This window comes from Streptomyces sp. NRRL S-31 (assembly GCF_000718775.1).
In the GTDB taxonomy this organism is placed as follows: domain Bacteria; phylum Actinomycetota; class Actinomycetes; order Streptomycetales; family Streptomycetaceae; genus Streptomyces.
In genome coordinates this window covers 1-18939 of sequence record NZ_JOCB01000140.1, presented here as the reverse complement: position 1 = coordinate 18939, position 18939 = coordinate 1, and the positions used below count along the sequence as shown (strand labels likewise).

At 69.5% G+C, this 18939-nt stretch carries 14 protein-coding genes and 5 pseudogenes; 6 read left to right on the top strand and 13 right to left on the bottom strand.

The window, feature by feature from the left end; all coding sequences use genetic code 11:
- Positions 1-102: 102 nt before the first annotated feature.
- Entirely contained in the window at positions 103-471 is a 369-nt protein-coding gene (locus tag IF37_RS44715; RefSeq protein ID WP_158727444.1) for a hypothetical protein, read from the bottom strand.
- Between the two features lie 359 nt (positions 472-830).
- On the opposite strand from IF37_RS44715, the pseudogene IF37_RS43055 reads away from it, so the two are divergent.
- Positions 831-1040 (top strand): annotated as a pseudogene (locus IF37_RS43055) (transposase); the annotation flags it as partial.
- Here the strand turns inward: IF37_RS43055 and IF37_RS44710 are convergent.
- The 9 genes and pseudogenes from IF37_RS44710 to IF37_RS0135710 all read right to left on the bottom strand — a co-directional run bounded on the left by IF37_RS44710 (position 1016) and on the right by IF37_RS0135710 (position 10360).
- Positions 1016-1165 (bottom strand): hypothetical protein, encoded by a 150-nt coding sequence (locus tag IF37_RS44710; RefSeq protein WP_158727443.1) that lies wholly within the window; start codon positions 1163-1165, stop codon positions 1016-1018. The pseudogene IF37_RS43055 and the gene IF37_RS44710 overlap by 25 nt on opposite strands.
- A 13-nt stretch (positions 1166-1178) precedes the next feature.
- Positions 1179-2135, bottom strand: a pseudogene (locus IF37_RS40135) (transposase).
- Between the two features lie 562 nt (positions 2136-2697).
- A complete protein-coding gene (locus IF37_RS0135740; protein WP_030752854.1) occupies positions 2698-4005 on the bottom strand; it encodes an MFS transporter in 1308 nt (435 codons plus the stop codon).
- A gap of 34 nt (positions 4006-4039) precedes the next feature.
- Positions 4040-4735, bottom strand: coding sequence for a VOC family protein (locus tag IF37_RS0135735; protein ID WP_030752851.1), 696 nt, complete (start codon positions 4733-4735; stop codon positions 4040-4042).
- A 95-nt stretch (positions 4736-4830) separates the two neighbouring features.
- Positions 4831-5787, bottom strand: a complete 957-nt coding sequence (locus IF37_RS0135730; protein WP_030752848.1) for an amidohydrolase family protein — start codon at positions 5785-5787, stop codon at positions 4831-4833.
- Complete coding sequence (locus tag IF37_RS0135725) at positions 5784-6224, bottom strand: hypothetical protein (protein WP_030752845.1); 441 nt, start codon at positions 6222-6224, stop codon at positions 5784-5786. The genes IF37_RS0135730 and IF37_RS0135725 overlap by 4 nt, the downstream gene beginning before the upstream one ends.
- A gap of 32 nt (positions 6225-6256) precedes the next feature.
- Positions 6257-7447, bottom strand: coding sequence for an FAD-dependent monooxygenase (locus IF37_RS0135720; protein WP_030752842.1), 1191 nt, complete (start codon positions 7445-7447; stop codon positions 6257-6259).
- The gene (locus IF37_RS0135715; RefSeq protein ID WP_030752839.1) at positions 7447-8838 is read right to left on the bottom strand and encodes an MFS transporter; all 1392 of its coding nucleotides are present in this window, start codon (positions 8836-8838) and stop codon (positions 7447-7449) included. The genes IF37_RS0135720 and IF37_RS0135715 overlap by 1 nt, the downstream gene beginning before the upstream one ends.
- A gap of 37 nt (positions 8839-8875) precedes the next feature.
- Positions 8876-10360 carry an aldehyde dehydrogenase gene (locus IF37_RS0135710; protein WP_030752836.1) on the bottom strand — a complete coding sequence of 495 codons (1485 nt, stop codon included), beginning with the start codon at positions 10358-10360 and terminating at the stop codon, positions 8876-8878.
- A gap of 132 nt (positions 10361-10492) precedes the next feature.
- On the opposite strand from IF37_RS0135710, the gene IF37_RS0135705 reads away from it, so the two are divergent.
- Both IF37_RS0135705 and IF37_RS43050 read left to right on the top strand, forming a co-directional pair.
- Positions 10493-12232 carry a GAF domain-containing protein gene (locus tag IF37_RS0135705; RefSeq protein WP_030752833.1) on the top strand — a complete coding sequence of 580 codons (1740 nt, stop codon included), beginning with the start codon at positions 10493-10495 and terminating at the stop codon, positions 12230-12232.
- Positions 12233-12721: 489 nt separating this feature from the next.
- Entirely contained in the window at positions 12722-13258 is a 537-nt protein-coding gene (locus IF37_RS43050) for an ATP-binding protein (RefSeq protein ID WP_079166038.1), read from the top strand.
- Positions 13259-13566: 308 nt separating this feature from the next.
- Here IF37_RS43050 and IF37_RS44040 read toward each other — a convergent pair.
- Both IF37_RS44040 and IF37_RS43030 read right to left on the bottom strand, forming a co-directional pair.
- Positions 13567-14512 (bottom strand): annotated as a pseudogene (locus tag IF37_RS44040) (transposase); the annotation flags it as partial.
- A gap of 96 nt (positions 14513-14608) precedes the next feature.
- Positions 14609-15540: pseudogene (locus IF37_RS43030) on the bottom strand (IS5 family transposase).
- Between the two features lie 204 nt (positions 15541-15744).
- Between IF37_RS43030 and IF37_RS44035 the strand changes: the two are divergent.
- A pseudogene (locus IF37_RS44035) lies at positions 15745-15882 on the top strand (IS5/IS1182 family transposase); the annotation flags it as partial.
- 96 nt (positions 15883-15978) lie between these two features.
- On the opposite strand, the gene IF37_RS0135675 reads toward IF37_RS44035, so the two are convergent.
- Positions 15979-16617 (bottom strand): TetR family transcriptional regulator, encoded by a 639-nt coding sequence (locus IF37_RS0135675; protein WP_030752817.1) that lies wholly within the window; start codon positions 16615-16617, stop codon positions 15979-15981.
- A gap of 71 nt (positions 16618-16688) precedes the next feature.
- Between IF37_RS0135675 and IF37_RS0135670 the strand changes: the two genes are divergently transcribed.
- Both IF37_RS0135670 and IF37_RS46730 read left to right on the top strand, forming a co-directional pair.
- Positions 16689-17624, top strand: coding sequence for a zinc-binding dehydrogenase (locus tag IF37_RS0135670; RefSeq protein ID WP_030752815.1), 936 nt, complete (start codon positions 16689-16691; stop codon positions 17622-17624).
- 984 nt (positions 17625-18608) lie between these two features.
- Entirely contained in the window at positions 18609-18770 is a 162-nt protein-coding gene (locus IF37_RS46730; RefSeq protein WP_079166037.1) for a helix-turn-helix domain-containing protein, read from the top strand.
- Positions 18771-18939: the final 169 nt, after the last annotated feature.

The window sequence follows — 18939 nt, the reverse complement described above, 5'->3', positions numbered from 1 at the left end:
CTCACGGACAAGCAGGCCGACGACATCATGTCGAAGCTGGAGGCCCGGGGCGGTGGCCGGCGCCCACACCCGGATCCCCGAAAACAGCACCCCGCACGGAATTTACCAACCGCGGACGTATGCGGTGCAGTGATCACCCGAGTCCATGACGCACGCGTTGTACCAGATGATCGGGTTGCTCTCGATGTTGCTGGTTGATTTGCACGTGCCGTTGCCATTGTGGTTCTCCAGGCGCCCCCACGTGCCGTTGGCTCGTTGGTACTCGGTGGCGACAGCGTAGCCGTCGGCCCTGATGTCACACACCTTGACGGCGCCGTTTGCGCCATAGGACAGCGCTTCCGCAGCGGGGCCGCCCTTATAGACGGCAGTGACGCTACCGTCTATTGCCACGGCACTTCCGGCGAAAGACAGCGAGCCGAACAATGCGGCACCAGTAATCAACGCAGCCTTCGCCTTGAAATGCTTCACCATTCTCTCTTCATCCTCCCGTTTCGTCACGACTCAGACAGCACGCGCACATCGGCTCTGCAGCCTGCAGCACCGAGGGTCCGTCCATGTGCAGTCACCTCAGGATGCCGGGCGCCCCCGGAAGTGTCGTTAGCGGTGAGTCCACCGTTTCATAGCTGTGGGTCTACTCGGTTGGGTCTGCTGCAGGTATGGGTGACGGGTTGACTTGCCCCACGGTTTGGGTTCCAGTTGCGGTGGCTACTGAGTTTGAACTCGTGATGTCGTCTTCCGGGATCAGGGGTTGATGGTCAGTCCTGTCTCGGCAAGGCAGCCGTCTAGGGACTGTTGCGAAAGTGGATCTTGTTCGTTGATGATCACGTCCTGTGGGACGTGGAGATCTGACGAACGGCCAGTGGGCCCGGCTTGAGCCCCTGGTGCCGACGGGCATCAAGCCGGGTCGGCCGCAGGTGTGGACGCGGCGGCAGTTGATAGACGGCATACGGTGGCGGACGCGGACCGGTGCTCCTTGGCGGGACGTGCCCGAACGTCATGGGCCGTGGGACCGGGTCTATGACCTGTTCCGGCGCTGGCAGCGGGACGGCACGCCTCGGTAGTCGCTGTCGTGCTCGGTGAAGACCAGCCCGAGACGGTCACTGACGAGCCGGACCAGCTCGCCGGCGGTGTGGGTGCTGGTGCCGTAGGTGTGGTGGTCGGTCATGGTGCACCAGACCCTATGCCGCGGCAGTGGCGGGGCGCTCGACCAGTTGGCCGTGTTCGAAGCGGGCTCCGGCGTGGACGAGGGCGACGAGGTGGGGTGCGTTCACGGCCCGCCACCGGGCCTGGGCGGATTCGACGAGCTTGAAGACCATCGCCAGTCCTGCGGTGCGGGAGCCGGCGCCGCGGGTGACCTTGGTGCGCCAGGCGGACGGTGGAGAATGTGGACTCGATCGGGTTGGTCGTCCGCAGGTGGATCCAGTGCTCGGCGGGGAAGTCGTGGAACGCCAGCAGCTCGGCCTCATCATCGCTGATCTTCTTGACGGCCTTGGGGAACTTCGCTCCGTAGAGCTGGGCGAACGTCTTGATCGCCTTGACCGCGAGGTCGCGGTCCTCGTTGCTGCCGTCGGCGCGCACGCCGACGAGGACGAGTACGCAGGCTTTGGCCACACGTACACGTAGTCGACCTCCGCGAGGTCGCGGTCCATGAACGCGGCGTGGTCGGCCTGCCACTGCTGGGTCAGCCGGGTGACCGTTGCCGGCGACAGCCCGGCCGAGCTGCCGAGGAACTGCTCCAGCGCGGGCACGAAGTCGCCGGAGGACAGTCCGTGCAGGTAGAGCAGCGGCAGCACTTCGCTGATCTTCGGGGACCGGCAGCACCACGGCGGCAGAATCGCGGAGGAGAACCGCTTGCGCTCGCTGGTGGTCTCGTCGACGCGCTTGTCGTTCACCCGCGGCGCCTTCACCTCGACTATGCCAGCCGCGGTGGTGACCTTCCTGGGCTGGTGGTAGCCGTTGCGGACCACCAGGCGACGGCCACGCTCGTCACACTGGTCAGCCAACTCGGCTATGTAGGCGTTGACTTCAGCCTCCAGCGCGGCGGCCAGCATCCTTCTTGCGCCCTCCCGGACGACCTCGTCGACCAGGGAGGAGCCGTTGGCGGTGGTGCCGTCGTCGTTCACTACGCTGAGCACGGACGTGCCTTCCCCGCCGGTGCTGCGAACACCGTTCTTGCTCGGTGACCTATCGATCAATCACCCGGGAAGGTACGTCCTCCCCGAGCCGATCCACAGGATCTGAGCATTTCTCTCCCGTGGGCCCCCTGTCCGTTCCCGGTGATACAGCGTTCAACGCCACAGTCCTTCCGTTCTCGGCCGATACACCTACACATCAGTGCCGCTGAATCCACCGCAGAGACACCCGGCCGATGCGGTCCTGGCCCGACGGCCGCTGGCTCCCGTGCTGCCTTCGACAGCTGGCCCGCGTCCAGCAGCAGGCGGCCCCGGGCTGGCCGCCACAGGCGGCAGATACGCCGGCCGACCACTCGCCTGCGCGTGCGCCGAGCCGGCCTCCTACTGACGCGCAGTGCCCGAGCGCCTCCTCCCACCGCTGCCGGTGACAGGCGCGCATCGACCACAGCAGTGAGGCCGGGCGAGTTGGTCGTCGCAGGTGAGCCGGCGGCAGCCGTTTCGGCCCGACGGTGCCGCCGGGGGTCGACTCACGCTCGGCGTCGGATGCTGATGCGACGCCGCCTGTTCATCGCCGGCCGAGCTGGTTCGTCGGCACGCGGTAGGTCTCCGGGCCGCTCAGCACCGCGATCGAGGCCAGAACCGAGATTCCGACACAGATCCACACGGTCGGGTGCCAGGTGCTCTCGCCGGCACTGAGTCCCTGGGCCAGGGCGGGAGCGAATCCCGAGGCGAGCAGGCCGAGCATCAGCCCGACCGCCATGCCCGTGTAGCGGACCTGCGCGGGGAACTGCTCCGGGTAGTACGCCGCGCCGACTCCGACCGGCATGATGAAGAAGACCCCCGTACCGATGATCCCAGCGGCGAACACCAGCGGCGTGTTGCCCGCGTCGATGGCGTCGAACAGCACGAACAACGACAGGCTGGAGCCCAGGGCGCCGAGCACGAACACCGGCTTGCGGCCGATCCGGTCCGACAGGCGCCCGACCAGCGGGGCCATCACGACCGCGCCCAGGTTGCCCAGCGACACCACGGTGAGCATCACCGGCCGTGAGATGTCGGCGGCATCGGTCGCGTAGGCGAGGGCGAAGACGGTGAAGATGGTTCCCACGACGTTGATCGTGCTGCATATCGCCACACGCAGAGTGGCCACCCAGTACTCGCGCAGCAGCGTGGCGATGGGCAGCGAGGCGCGCTCCTGGCGTTCCTGCATACCGGTGAACACCTCCGGCTCCTCGACCTTGCGCCGCAGAAGGTAGGCGACGACCGTCAGCACGCCGCTGAGCAGAAACGGCAGCCGCCAGCCCCACGTCAGCAACTGCTGCTCGGGCAGGGCCGCGAGCGGCAGGAACACCAGGCTGCCCAGGCCCATGCCGAGCTGCATCCCGCTCATGGAGAAGCCGGCGTAGTAGGCGCGCCGGTTCTCCGGGGCGTGCTCCATGGTCAAGGACGTCGATCCGGGCGACTCACCGCCCGCGGACAGGCCCTGCAGCAGGCGGAGCAGGACCAGCAGGATCGGAGCCGTGACGCCGATCGTGCCATAGGAGGGCAACAGCCCGATCGCGAACGTGGCGACGCCCATGAGGCTGATCGTCAGGATGAGGGCGAGCCGGCGGCCCAGCTTGTCCCCCAGGTGTCCCCACAACACGGCACCGAAGGGACGGGCGACGTAGGCGACGCCGAACGTGCCGATCGACAACAGCGTCCCGGTCGCCCCGGCGTCCGGGAAGAAGATCTTGCCGAAGACCAGGGCGGCGGCCGACCCGTAGATCAGGAAGTCGTAGTACTCCAGTGCGCTGCCGAAGAAGCCGGAGACTGCCGCGCGGCGGATCTTCCGGGATCTCGGCGCGCTGAGGGCGTGAGAAGTCGTGAGCATGGGGCAGCTCCTGATTGTGCGGTTGAGCCGGGGCTCAGAAGGTGATCGGGTGGAGCCGGATGGTCCGGGGGCCGTCGGTGGTGTCGAAGGTGACCGCATAGAGCCCGTCGGGGCCGCCGTTGTAGGCGATGTCGATGCCGAGTTCCGCGGGCGCGACGACATCGCCGAGCCAGGCCTTCAAGCCGGACTCGGTACCGCCGATCTCGATGGCGGTGACACCGGTCCCCCGCACGTCACCGGTGCCGGGTTGCGGGGGAAGCAGACTGGAGTGGTTCGTCAGGTCGGGGACGTAGTAGATGTTGGGCTTGCCCAGCAGCCAGGAGTTCCGGAAGTCCGGCGCGTGCACCGCGGGCGAGGTGCCCTGCGCGGGAACCATGCGCACCTTGCCGCCGGCGATGTCCCCGACGGGCGTGATGCCGCGGTGGCGGGCGAACTCCGCCACTTCGTCGAGGTCGTCGCTGCGCAGGCACAGCCCGGCGAAACAGTCCCCGTCGGCGGTCTGGCGTTCCAGTTCCAACGCCATCGGGGCCCGCTCGGCGATCATCCGGTGGTCGACGATGCTCTCGACTTCGATGTACACGTGGCCGCCGAGCGACAGCAGCTTCTGGCCGAGGCCGAGACCGGGAAAGTAGCCGCCGTCGGCGCTTCCGAGGCCGGTCCTCCGGCTCAGCTCGGCAGTGGTTCGGTAGAGGTTGTCCGACCAGACGGCTATGTGGTCGAGGCTGATCAAGGCGTGTTCCTTGTGTCGATGGGTACACCGGCCCGTGCGTCGGAACCGGTCTGGCAGTTGCCGGCGGCGCAGCCGCAGGGGCTTCTACAGCCCGCTCAGGGCGCCCACCCCAGGAAGGCGCGGGCGTTGGCGGTGAGCGTGTCGGCGTCCAGGCCGCCGGAGGCGGCGAAGCCGAGCGGATCGTGCTGTGCCATGTCGAACGGGTAGTCGCTGCCACAGACGACGGCCTGCTTCCCGACCCGTCCGGCCAGCAGGCCGAGCAGCGCCGGATCGTGGGTGACGGTGTCGAACCACAGGTCCCGTACCGCCTCGCCAGGTGGGCGGGCCGAGTCGCGGCGGACGTCGGGCCGGGCCCGCCAGCCGTGGTCCCAGCGGCCCAGCAGCCCAGGGGTGCAGCCTCCGCCGTGCGCGAAGCAGATCCGCAGCCGCGGGAGCGCCTCGCGCACCCCGCCGAGCAGCAGTGCCGCCACCGCGGTGGCCGTCTCCACCGGGTTGCCGATGAGGTTGGCCAGGTAGTGGTGCGCCCATTCCGGCCGGGGCAGCTGCATGGGGTGCACCAGCACGGCCAGCCCGAGCCGCGTGCACTCGGCGAGGACGTGCCGCAGCACACCGGAGTCCAGCGACTCGCTGCCCAGCAGCGGCGGGATCGCCACGCCGGCGATCCCGGGCACCGACGCCAGACCCACCAGCCGGGCGGTGGCCGCCGCGGCGTCGTCCAGTGGCACCAGGCCGAGGCCGGCCAACGCACCGCCGGAATCGGCGACGACTGCGGCGAGTGAGTCGTTGAACGCGTCGACGTAGTCGGGGGCAGGCCCGGCCACCGGAAAGGCGAAGGGCGGCGCGGAGAGCACCCGCACAGCGACGCCCGCTTCGGCCATGTCGGCCCGGATCGCCGTGACGTCGCTCATCGCGCGGGTGGCGATCGACAGCGGGACCTCGCCGAGGTGCAGTTCGCCGTCGCGGTCGCGCAGCGGCCCGTACGGCGCGCCCGGTGGCAGTGCGAACAGTTCCTCGGGCAGCCAGTGGGCGTGGATGTCGATCCCGCCGGTCATGCGGCGTCCAGCGGGAGCGGCGCGTTGGCGCTGTCGAGGTGCTCGACCGTGGTGAACACCAGCTCGGTGTCGCCGACGTTCTCGATGTCGTGCAGCAGGTACTGTCCCGCCGCGAAGGTGAAGTGCCGGGTCTCCCCTGCGGCGTAGGCGACGTCGCGGGTGGTGCCGTCGCTGGTGTGCTGGCGGCTTCGGCCGGCGTTCACCGCGGTCCAGAAGTAGTCCAGGACGTGCCGGTGGGCGTGCCAGCGCTCGCCGGGCGCGAGGCGGATCTCCCAGACCCGTACGCGGTCGTTCTGACTGAGCAGCCGCGAGCCGACCGCTCCGTCGTGGGCGTGGGCCTCGAACTCGGCACGCAACTCGGGGTTCCAGCCCTCGAAGTCGGTGCCGATCAGTTCGCCGGCCAGAGGCAGGTCGGACAGGAATCCTGTGTCGGTCATCGTGGGTCCTTTCGGGTAAGGGTGGAGGGTGCTCAACGGCCCGGGCCGTAGAGGCCGAAGCGCAGGTTCGGATCGCCGGGCGTCCAGTTGTTGTGGAACTGGGAGCGCTCGCCCATCTCCTTCACACGCTCCAGCAGGCGGGAGGCGAGTTCGAGCCGCGCGGGCTCCCACTTGCGCAGTGCGGCCGGTATGTCGCCGTCGGAGCCGGTCAGCGCCTCGGCCAGGGCCCAGGCGTCAGCGGCGGCTTTGGCCGTGCCGGCGGCGGCGTGCGGGCGGGCGGCCGACGCGGCGTCGCCGAGCAGGGCGATGCGGCCCTCGGCCATCTTCGCCGACCGGACGTCGGAGACGACCTGGATGTAGGGCTGTTCGGTGGCGGTGACGACCTCGGCCGCGGCCGGGGCCAGCAACTCGGCCGCGGTCGCACGCATCTCGTCGACGTAGCGGTCCTGGACCTGGCCGGGGTGGAGCGAAACGGTGCCGGTGAAGCCGCGCTTGTCGATCAGCATCTCGGCCAGTTCGGGGCCGGCCGGTACGTTGCGGTACCAGACGTAGTTGATCAGCCGGTCCTGCGGCCCGGTCCCGGTCTCGCCGGGGATCGGATAGAGCGTGATGTGCGAATGCGGGACGACGCTGTAGGAGATCGCGTCACCCAGCAGCGACCGCACCTCGCCGGGCAGTTGGTGCTCCGGCACGGTGCCTCGCCAGCCGATGTAGCCGGAGTACTCCATCGCGGACTCCGGGTCGAGCAGCCGGCGGCCGACGGAGGTGATTCCGTCGGCGAACACCACCAGTTCGGCCTCCGCCCTCCGGCCGCTGACGAACCGGACCGTCGCGCGGTCGGCGTCCTGCGTGACACCGCAGGCGAACTCGCCGAGGTGGTAGCGCTCGGTGCCGAAGTCGGCGAGCAGCGCTCGGTAGAAGGTCCCCCACGAGGTGTAGGTCCAGCGGCGCCGCTCCCGGTGCACGATCTCGTTGCCGGGGCCGAGGTACTGCACGTGGTCGGTGGAGGTGGACAGCGTCTCGGGATGCTGTTCGCTGCGCTCCGCGAACCAGCGGACGGTGTCCGGCTGCAGCACGATCCCGCCGCCGCGACCGTCCAGCGGGGTCGGGGTGCGCTCGAAGACGTCGACCTCGAAACCGAGGTCGCGCAGCAGCAGCGCGGTGGTCAGCCCGCCGATGGAGCCACCGATCACGACGGCGCGGGCGTGGGCGTAGGGGGTCATCAGGAACTCTCCTCAAGACGGGCCGCGGCGTCCGGTGCGGGTTCCGGGCCGGGGTCGGGGTCGGGGTCGGCCGGCAGGGCCAGGCCGCGGGTTTCAGGGGCGAAGAGCAGGCCTAGCGCGCCGAGCAGGCCGACCGCGACCACGCAGGTGGTGGCCAGGCCGAGATCGCCGCCGAACCACGACGCCGCGATCACGCCGGCGACCAGGGGACCCGCCGCGGTGATGTACCGGCCGATGCCGTTGTACAGCGCTATTCCGGTGGCGCGTACCGACGGTGGGAACAGTTCCGGGCCGTAGACGAGGATCCCGGACAGGGCCCCGTAGAGGCCGAACCCGGCGAGGGGGATGACGGTCAGGAACGTTCCCCATCCGTGCTCGAACGGGAAAAGGAACCCCACGCCGGCGGCGGAGACCGCGAAGCTGGTGGCGAACGCCCGGCGGCGGCCGATCGCGTCGGCGAGGAAGCCCCAGGTGGCGTAGCCCAGCACGCCACCGGCGTTGAACAGCATGGAGGCGGTGGCGACGCGGGAGTTCGCCACGTCCGGGCTCAGCTCGGCGGCAGCCGCGGCCTGCCGGATGACCTGCGGGTACCAGGTCGACACGCTCCAGAAGGCGATCAGCGAGCCGGTGGCCAGGGTCGTGCCGACGAGGGTGGGCCGCAGCAGCGGCGGGGTGAGCAATCGGGCCAGCACGAACCGGTCCTGCTCATCGCGCTGTCCGCGGGCCCGCCGGGCGCGGCGCGCGGTGATCGTGCCGCGGATCTCCGGCGGCTCGGGCACGTGCCGGCGGAGGAAGTACACCAGCAGCGCCGGCAGGACGGCGATGCCCATCATCAGTCGCCAGCCGTGGTCGCCGATGAGGGAGTAGCACAGCGCCGCGAGGAAGAAGCCCATCGCGTAGCCCGACATCATCACGCCGCAGGCGCGGGCCCGGTAGCGGTTGCGCCACACCTCGGCGACCAGGGCCGCACCGACCGGTGCCTCGACGCCGGAACCGAGCCCGGCGATGAACCGCAGCACGCCCAGCTGCCACCAGGTGTCGGCGAACGCGGCCAGCGCGGTGAACACGGCGTAGGTCACGATGCCCGCGGACAGGACCCGGACGCGGCCGAAGTAGTCGGCGAGGATCCCGAACAGGATCCCTCCCGTGCCCCAGCCGAAGAGGAACAGCGCGACGGTCAGGCCGCCATAGAGACCGATGGTGTCTGCGGCGGGGACGATGGCGCTGTGCGGCAGCAGTTCCGTCATCGCCGGTCCGAGGATCAGCGCGTACAGGCTGCCCGCGAACCCGTCGAGCGCCCAGCCCATCGTCGTGCCGGCCAGCACCAGCCACTGGGTGCGGGTGATGACGGTGCGCCATGTCTGGGGTGACGGAATGGTGATATTCGACATGGGCGGCTCCTTTGCCGTAAGTCGAACGTCTTTCGGGTCAGTTGAGGCGGCCGGGTTCAGCGGAGCCGTACCAGTCGACGTCGTCGGCCGCGGTACGCACGACGACGGTCTTGAGCCAGCTGAAGTCGTCGAACGACTCGGTGCCCGCGTCGCGGCCGGTGCCGGACTCCTTGATCCCGCCCCAGGGGAGCGACGGTTCGAGCCGGTGGTGGTCGTTGACCCAGACCATTCCGGCCTGGATACGGTCGGCCACCCGGTGTCCGCGGGCCAGGTCACGGGTCCACACGCCCGCGCCGAGCCCGAACCGGTTGTCGTTGGCCTTGGCGATCGCGTCGGCCTCGTCGTCGAACGGCACGACGACGGCGACTGGGCCGAAGATCTCCTCACGGGCGACCTGCATGTCCATCGTCGCGTCGGCGAGCACGGTGGGACGGACGAAGAACCCGCCGTCCAGGGGCGCGGGCAGCTCCGGGACACCACCCCCGGCGGCGACACGGGCCCCTTCGGCGCGTCCCTTCTCGATCAGTGCCAGGACCTTCTCCCGCTGCGCCGCACTGACCATCGGGCCGAGCTGGGTGGCCGGGTCCGACGGGTCACCGATGCGGATCGCGTCCGCCCGCCGAGTGAGCGCCGTGACGAACCGGTCGTAGCTCGCACGCTGGACGAGGAAGCGGGAACCGGCCACACAGGACTGCCCGGCCGCGACGAAGGCGGCGAACGCCGCCCCTTCGGCGGCGACGCCGGGGTCGATGTCGTCGAACACGACGATCGGGGTCTTGCCGCCGAGCTCGGCGGTCACCCGGGCGAAGCGGTGCGCGGTGGCGACGGCGGCCGCCCGTCCGGCCTCGGTCCCGCCGGTCAGGGTGATCTTGGCGACGTCCGGGTGCCCGGTGAGCCGCTCTCCCACGTCACGACCGCCGGTCACCACGTTCACCACGCCGGCCGGGATCCCCGCCTTCGTCAACAGTTCGGCCATCGCCAAGGTGGACAACGGCGTGGTCTCGGACGGCTTCACCACCACGGTGTTGCCCGTCGCCAGCGCCGCGGAGAGGCTGCGGGCCAGGATCAGCAGCGGGTGGTTGAACGGCGTGATGATCCCGCAGACCCCGAGCGGAGCCCGGCGCTGGTAGGTCAGGTAGGGCCCGTCCGAGGGCAGCACCGCGTCCCGCTGGGCGGCCAGCAGCGCGGCGTTGTAGCGGAACCACTCCGGTACCCGGGACAGCTGCGCGCGGGTCTCGGTGACCGGGCGGCCGTTGTTCCGGGTCTCGAGACGGTAAAGGTTCTCGGCGGCCTCCTCGACGATGTCCGCCACGCGGAGCAGCAGGCGGCCGCGTGCCGTCCGGGTCAGCGTGGGCCACGGGCCTTCGAGGAACGCCTCGCGGGCACGGGCGACGGCCGCGTCGACTTCGGCGACGGAGCTGTCGGGAACGGTGCGGATGACGGCCCCGGTGGCCGGGTCGAACACCGGGCGGCCCGAACCAGTGGCGGGAAGCGGGTGAGCAGGAGACGAAACAGAAGTCATAGACATACCGGCTCTTTCTGGTGTGATCCGGCGGAGGGGGCTTACGGAGTCTGACCCACGCCCGCAGGCGGCCGATATGTCAGCGGGAACATAATTCGACAGCAGTTATGTCCTATGAAACACTCCTCTCTCGTGGAGGACAGGAACGAGCTGCGTGCCTGGCTGGCCGCGATCGGCACGCTGACGTCGGCCGTGAACGCCGGCCGGGGGCTGCGCGAGGTGCTGGAAAGGGTCGCCTCGACGGCCCGGCACCTGCTCGGGCTCGACTTCTGCGGCGTCCTGCTGCCTGACGCCGAGGAACGCAACCTGGTGATCGCCGCATGGAGTGGGCTGTCGGCCACCTACGTCGCCCGGGTCAACTCCGACCACCCGGTCCCGCTGGAGGACGACGCGCACAGCGGCGCGCCCTCGAGCCGGGCATACCGCTCCGGCAAGCCGGCCGCGGTCAGCGACATCTCGCGCGAGCCGGGATTCATCTGGGGTGGTGTCGCGCACGACCAGGACTACCGTTCGATGCTGTCGGTCCCGCTCGTCACCGCGTCCGGCGTGATCGGCACGCTCAACAGCTATCGCTCCACGGTGCACGAGTTCGACGCCGAGGAAACCGGTCGCCTGCAACTACTCGCCGAGCACGCCGCGATCGCCATCACCTCCGCCAGGCTCGTCGAGGACCTGCGCCGGCAGCACCAACTGGTGACCCGCTCGGAGCAGATCCACGAACGCCTGCTCCGGGTGGCCGTCCGCTCCGGCGGGATGCCCGGCATCGCCGCCGCCCTCCACGACCTGCTCGACACCGCGGTGCTTCTGCAGGACGCGCGCGGCGATGTGCTGGCGGCGGCCGGGCCACCTGCCGAGCCTCCCGTCACCGGCTGGTCGACGGCCGCACCGGCACCGGGCACCGAGCTGGTCCGCGAGCAGGACGGTCACGTCGTAGCCGACGTCGTCCTCTTCGGGGAGGTGCCCGCCCGGCTGTGGCTGCCCGGCCACCCCGGGCCGCTGTCCCCACTGGACCGCCGAGCACTGGAGCACGCCTCGGTGGTGCTGTCACTCGAACTGCTCCGTCGGCGCACCGCGCTGGAGGTCGAGCAGAACCTGCGCGGCGAACTGCTGGCGGAACTGGTCGGGGGCGCCGATCCCCGCACGGACGCGATCCGCCACCGCGCCAGTCTGCTCGGCCATGACCTGACACGCGCCCACCGTGCGCTGGTCGCAAAGATCGAGACCACCGGGCGGGGCAGTGCGGCCCTGGCCCTGAGGCATGCGGCGGACGAAGCGAACCGGCTGGCCTCCACCATCACCCCGCGCCCACTGGTGAGTCAGCACCAGGACGCGATCGTGGCGCTGTGGCCGGTCCAGGCGTCCGGCCCCGAGGCGGGTCCGGATGCCGCCGAGACACTGCGCAAGACCCTGTCAGCGGCTGTCGGGGTCACCTCCGCAACGGTCGCCGTCTCCGGCCCCACCGACCGCGAGTTCGCCGAGGTCTACCGCACCGCCCGGGGCGCGCTCGCCGTCGCCGCACGCGCGGACCGCACCGGAGGCGTCGTCACCCTGGACGGGCTGGGCGTAGCCGGCCTCCTTCTCCAGCTGGGCGATCCGGGGCCCCTGCGCGGCTACGCCGATCGCACCCTCGGCCCGCTGATCCGACACGACGAGCAGCACGGCACCGCATTGGTGGCAACCCTGCGCGCGCACCTGACGCACCGCCTGGACCGCCAGGCGACCGCGCAGGCGCTGCTCGTCCACCCCAACACGATCAGCCAGCGGTTGCGCCGCATCGAAGCGCTGACCGGGCTGGACCTGCGTGACCCGACCGCAGCCGTCGAGGCCCGGTCGGCGCTGACGGTGCTGGATGTCGCCCACGGACTGTCGTAGCCCATGCCGCTTGCCGGTGGACGGACTGCCGTAGCCCACCCCGCGGGCTGATGGACGGACTGATACCCCGCCTACCGTTGCAGCACGCTCAACGGCACAGCCCGGACCGCCTAGCCAGGTTCTGTCCCGCCTTTCCAGGCGAGGGTCTGACCTGAGCGAGCGCCTCCACGCGCAAGGGCCGCTTGAAGGCGTACCGTGCGTAACCTCGTCCGCGCGTCTGAAACACCCAGTCCAAGCCGACGAGCCTGAAGCCGCGCCTATCTGCGCAGCCTTTTATGCGCGGTGGTCGTCCGGGGCTCCGAGGAGGGCTCTCGGGGATGCCTTCATCTTGAGTGAAGATGACCGTTATTCCGAATCATCACTTCTTGCGGGGAAGCGTTGGGGCGTATGTCGGGTTTGCCCCTCATAGAGCGGCGAACAACTGCTGCTGCGTGAACCTCTTGCCCTGCGGCAGACCGCCATCCGGTTTCCTCCCGAGAAGGCCTTACCATGTCCGGAGATTTCACGGCCCTGACGGGCCGGCCTTCGCTGCCGGAGCTGTCCGGCAAGGGCTCGGCGTGCGAGCGATGCCACACCCTCTATACGTGGACCAAGGGCAGCCGTGCGCCGGTGTCCGCAGCGCGAAGGGCTCTGCGGGAGGCCCTGAACCGGGCAGGGCTCGCGGAAGATGTCGTGGACGGTGCGGTATTGGCCGCGTCCGAACTCGTCGCGAACGCCACGGAACACGCGGTCGGGCCCTACAAGATGGTTCTTCGCCGTAGCGCATCCGGACTTGTGTGCGAGGTTCATGATCATGATCCGCGTGTCCCCGTACTTCCGCACGCGGCCCCTGATGGGCTGCCTTGCGACGGGCCTGGTTCGGACGAGGTGGTGGAACTGCTCGCGGAGCGCGGCCGGGGCCTGCACATAGTGGACCAACTCGCTGGCGGCCGATGGGGGTTCGACCGCGTGAGTGACGGCGGGAAGGTTGCTTGGATGACCGTGCCGGTCAGTGACAACGCCTGCCGGACGTCGACTGCCACCTGACGTGCAGGCTGCCTCGGGCACGGAAGCCGGGGGAACCCAAAGTGGTTCGTCGCAGCGGTCGGATCTTCTTCGTGATGGCCGCCGCCGCGCCCGAACACACCGCACGGACGGTGTCCGGAACCGGGTGCGCGCTGGAAGCAGGGAACAGGCGTTCCCCGATGTGGCTCCGCGCCGCGCTTGGATCACAGCCTGGGTGCGGGGCCGTCGAGCCAGGGATCCGCCATCGACGGCTGCGCTGTCGGGACGACGGCGATGTGACCGGGGCAGAGGGGCCGCACAGAGTCAGCGCGCCCCCTCGCAGGCACCGATGCGCGGCCATACATCTGGCGCTTGATCAGCTTGGTTCTGCTGTTGACGCCTTCGGTGCCGCCGTTGTGGTGCGGCAGGGTGAGGGCGGCGTCGACCGCGGCGCGGTCCTTCTCGAGGCCCCGGGTGAAGGCATGCAGGTGGGGCAGGTCCTCGGTCTGGGCCGAGGTGATCCAGGTGCTCAGCAGGGCGGCATTGCCGTCGGCGGGATCCAGCAGTGCGGCGAAGTGGTGGATGAGATCGGTCAGAGCGGTCATCTCGTGGCAGGTGGTGCGGGCGGCCTCGATGCGTTCCCGCTTGGTGGTCTTCGAGGCGGTCGGGGCGGGGGAGCAGGTAGCGGGTCAGGCGCCGGGGCGAGAGGGCGGGCCGGTCGGCCTCGACGCGGCCTTGGTTGATGTAGCGGACCAGCAGGTTCGAGTTGCCGGTGTAGCCCGGCTCCCTGATCTCCTGAAGGAGACGGGTGACGGGAACGGCCGGGTTCTCCAGCCGCTTGCGCAGGTGATCGCGGTAGGGATCCACGAGGGTGGGCCGGTACTTGGGGGCGCGGATGAGGCGTTCAGGCTCGGCGACACGGTCGTAGCGCTTGACCGTGTTCAAGGCGAGGTTGAGGCGCCGTGCGCACTCCAGCAGGCCGACTCCGCGCTCGCGCGGGGCGTGGACCTGCTGCCAGCGCTCACGTGTGGTGGCGGCCTGTCTCCCCTCGGCCGGGGGCGGGCCCGCCTTCGCCCAGCAGGTGCTGTGCGCGGCGACTTCTTTGGGGACGGCCTCGGCGAGGTTGTGCCACAGGTGCCGGCGGTCGCTGATCTGGACCGCGTCGGGCAGGGCTCGGCGGACCGCCTCGGCGTAGGTGGCCGATCCGTCCCGGCACACGGCCTCGATGCCCGGATGCCCGCGCAGCCAGGCTTCCAAAGTGGCGGCTTCCCGGCCGGGCAGCACCTCGATTCGCTCACCGTCACCACCGACTACGAAACAGACCCGAACGATTTACAGTCCCCCAGAACCCAACAAAGTCACTGGTATTGCGACTAGGACTTGTCCGGCCGATCATGTACGAAGCCAGATGACGAGGGCTGCGGCAGTCGCGGTCCCGAGGATGACGTGGCCGCGTTTGTCGTAGCGGGTGGCCACGGCCCCAGCGTGCTTGAGCCGGTTGATCGCCCGTTCGACGGTGTTGCGTTTCTTGTACCGCTCTTCGTCGAAGCCGGGTGGCCGTCCGCCGCGTGACCCTTTGCGCAGTCGGGCGGCCTGGCTGTCAGTCTTCTCCGGAATCGTGTGCCGGATGCCCCGGCGCCGCAGGTACTCGCGGCACGGTCCGTTGCTGTAAGCCTTGTCCGCCGCGAGGCTCTCAGGCTTCTTGCGCGGCCTGCCCGGCCCGATCCGCGGGACGTGGATCTTCTCCAGCACCGGCTTGAACTGCGTGCAGTCCGCCCGCTGTCCCGGTGTGACGATCGAGGACAGCGGGCGGCAGCGGCCGTCCGCACTCAGGTGGAGCTTGGTGGTGAACCCGCCCCGCGAGCGGCCCAGGCCCTCACCTCCTGCACCACCTCCACCAGGCGGGCAACGAGGCTCTGCCACGGCGGCTCGCCCTGGTGTTCTGCCGGTTCGGCCCCCTTTGAGACGGGCGCCGGCGGTGGTTCGGTGCGGGCGCCGGCAGCATGCTGATGTGCCCGCACGATGGTGGAGTCGACCGAGATGTCCCAGTCGATCTCCTCAGCCGCGTCGGCCTCGGCCTGGACCTGCTGGAGCAGGCGTTCCCACCTTCCGTCGGCCGACCACAGGCGGCGGCGTTCACACACCGTCTTCCATGGGCCGAACCATTCGGGCAGGTCACGCCACTGAACGCCGGTCCGCACCCGGTGCAGAATCCCGTCGATCACCTGCCGGTGATCCCGCCACCTGCCACAACGCCTGTCGCTGACCGGCAGGAAGGGCCGCAGCCGTTCCCACTCGGCATCCGTCAGATCGCCCCGCCCCATGTCCACATCAACGACACGACTGCGGAGCAATCACATGATCGGCTGGACAGGTCCTAGGAGTTTGGAGACCGTGAGCCGGTCCTCTGCCGTCACGTCCTCCCTCAATGTTCGGTTGAGAGACGCTGGTTCGTCCCATGGGCGGCTCGGCCCCACAGGAGCCGCAGGAGGCGGGGAGGGCGGGACGTGATCGGACTTCGAGTCGGTGACTACGAAACCCTGCCCACCCGATCCGAAGCCATGATCCACCTCGCCATGACCGACCTCATGGCTCGCCGCCTCACCAGCGAGAGCACCATCTCCTGGCACGATCCGACATCACGGGCCAAACAGCCGATTCCCTGAGATCACATCAGGCGAAAACGACTTCTGGCACGGCGTCCTGATGGCTTCGCAGTCCGCAAGATCGTCGCAGGTCCCGCGGGGCATCGCCCCGCCCACTCAGCTGTCCAGTGCTGCCGCTGCCGCGACCGCGGGAATTACCGCGAAGGCTTTGCGCATGTGCTGGATCAGTGCCGCGCGGTCCTGCTGTGCGGCGTCCGATGAGGTCCACGTCTCCAGTGCGCAGTGCCAGGCGGCCAGCATGAGATCGAGCAGCATGCGCAGTTCGGCGTGGCCGGGATGCTGTCCGGCCAGCCGGTCCGCCACGATCCGAACAACGTTCGCGGAGACCTCTGAGCAGTGGCGCAGGCTGTGTGCGGTGAGCGCGGGGGTTCGGTCGGCCAGGCTGCGGCTGGCCAGGAAGCGCTGCTCCCATCCGTCCGCCATCTGCTCCAGCGCCGCGAACAGCGCGTCTTTGTAGGCGCCAAACAGGTGTTCGCTGGGCAGGGGCCGGCCCTCAATGTATGCGCTGTAGGCGGCCCACAGTTCCTTCTCCGGGGCCAGGGCCACGTCTTCCTTCGAGGTGAACGTGCGGAAGAAGGTGCGCTTGGAGATCTCGACCGCGTCAACGAGCTCGTCCAGGGTGACCGCGGTGAAGCCCCGTGCGGTGAACAACTCGAGGGCTGTATTGACCAAAGCCTGCCGGGTCCGGAGCTTTTTTCGCTCACGCAGCGGCAGTTTCTTCGGATCCTTCTGCATGAGCGAAGCCTACCCCCCAGTGACTGTTGCCTCTTGCAGGCTTATGCCACTCAGTGGCACCATCTCTCGCCATGAAGGCCCTGACGATTGATCACACAGCACCCGGGCACCTTGCACTTTCCACGGTCTCCGACCCCGAACCCACCACCCACCAGGCCCTGATCGAGGTCCACTCGTTCTCCCTCAACGCTGGCGAGGTCCACCATGTGGTACCCGAGGGTGACGTCGGCACGGTGCCCGGCTGGGACGCCGCGGGCGTGGTGGTCCGGCCAGCCGCTGACGGCTCCGGTCCCACGGTCGGCACCCCCGTCGTCACGGTGGGGGCAGACGGAGCCTGGGCCGAACTGCGCGCGGTGGAAACGGATTTGATCGGCATCGTGCCCGAGGGGGCTGACCTCGGCCCGATCAGCACACTGCCGGTCGCGGCGGGCACGGCGCTGCGTGCCCTGCACCGCATCGGTCCGATCCTTGGACGGCGCGTGCTGGTGACCGGTGCGGGCGGCGGCGTGGGTCGCTTCACTCTGCAGCTCGCGGCCCGAGGCGGCGCACATGTCACCGCGGTGACCAGCGACCCGGCGAAGGGCGACGCACTGCGCGCACTCGGCGCTCACGAGATCGTCACCGACCTGGCCACGCTTCAGCACCTCGAACCGGTACACGGAGTGGTCGAGCTGGTCGGCGGCACCCACATGGTTGCCGCACACGGCGCCCTGACCGAGAACGGCGTACTGGTTGCCGCAGGCCACATCTCCGGCGACGGCGAGCAGTTCCCCTACGGAGCCCTCTTCGGCAACGGCCGCCGCCACAACCGCCAGATTGCCACCTTCTACCTGCTGGATGATTCCGCAGGGCTGGGTGCCGACCTCACCTGGCTCGCTGCACTCACCGCCCGCGGCGAACTGGACCCGCAAGTCGCCCTGCGCACCGACTGGACGCAGGTGGCGCGGGCAGCCGCTGACCTGGCAGGTCGCCGCGTGCCGGGCAAAGCCGTCATCGATGTCCGCTGAGTGGGCAGGGCGATGTCCCGCGGGGCCTGCGACGATCTTGCGGACTGCAAAGCCATCAGGACGACGTGTCAGCGGTTGATTCCGTAACACACGCTCAGGAGGGCCGGATCGGCGACACCGCCTGTACGCCTCGGGGCTGGAGACAAACGGCGCTTGTCTCCAGCCCCGAGGCATGACGGTCGGCACCAATCACCTCGGCACTTCGCCTTCGACGCCCAGGTCTGGGCCGCCGTGCGCCGCTCGTCCGCGCCGCGCGTGGTCACCGTCAGCGCCATCGCGGCGCGGTGGCCGATGGGCAGGCTGGACGACCTGATGAGCGAAAGGAGCTACCGCGCCATGGGCGCCCACGCGAAGTCCAAGCGCGCCGACATCGTCTACACCCTCGAACTCGCGCGCCGCACTGCAAGCAGCACCGTCGAGGCGCTTGTCGTCCGCCCGGGGTCGGCGATGACCGGTCTGCAGCAGCACGGCAACGGCACTCTGAGCCGCGTGATCACCCTGATCGCCGCACGCCTGCTCATGGGCTCGGCCGAGGGCGCCGCCTGGCCCTCCCTGTACGCGGCGACCAGCCCATACGTTCAGTCGGGCCGGTTCATCGGCCCCGCGGACGGGACCAGACCTCCGGCACCCCCAAGCCCGCCAAGCTCCCCACAGGCGCCGACGACCCCGCGGAGGGCAGGCGGCTGTGGGCGGCGAGCGAGCAGCTCACGGGCGTCCCCTTCGACCTCGAAGCCGGGGCCGCCATCTAAGGTCGTCTTCAAACGGATCCTGCCCAGAGCAGGAACTAGGCCAGGAAGACCACCGCTTCGAAGGAGGTGGCGGTCTTGTCATGCCCGGTCGCGATACCGCGGAAGCCCGTGAGCCGGTTGACGCAGCCTTCGACGATGTTGCGCTGTCGACAGACCCCTCGGTCGAACCGTGGCGGCCAGCCATCGCGGCGGCCTTCTCCGCGGCGGTGGCGCTCCTGGTCCCGCTCCTCCGGAGATGCTGCGTCTGCATGAGGCACGACGACTCGTGGCCCTACGCTCTCGGAGCATGGCCTCCATCTCCGAGGCAGTCGGATATGCCAGCCCAGCCCAGTTCAGCCGCGACTACAAACGTGCGTTCGGATCGGCGCCGATCCACGACGCAAAGAACTTCAGCTAATACTCCAGCCGTAGTTGTGATCTTGCTGGTCGCGCCTGTGCCCATGAAGTCGCACCACTCGGATCGCGTAAGAACTCCTAACGAAATGATCTTCGAGGTGGTTGGATCAGTTCGGAACTGGTGATCCGGGGGTGTGGGGTGGCTCGGCCGAAGCCGTGGGAAGTCGACG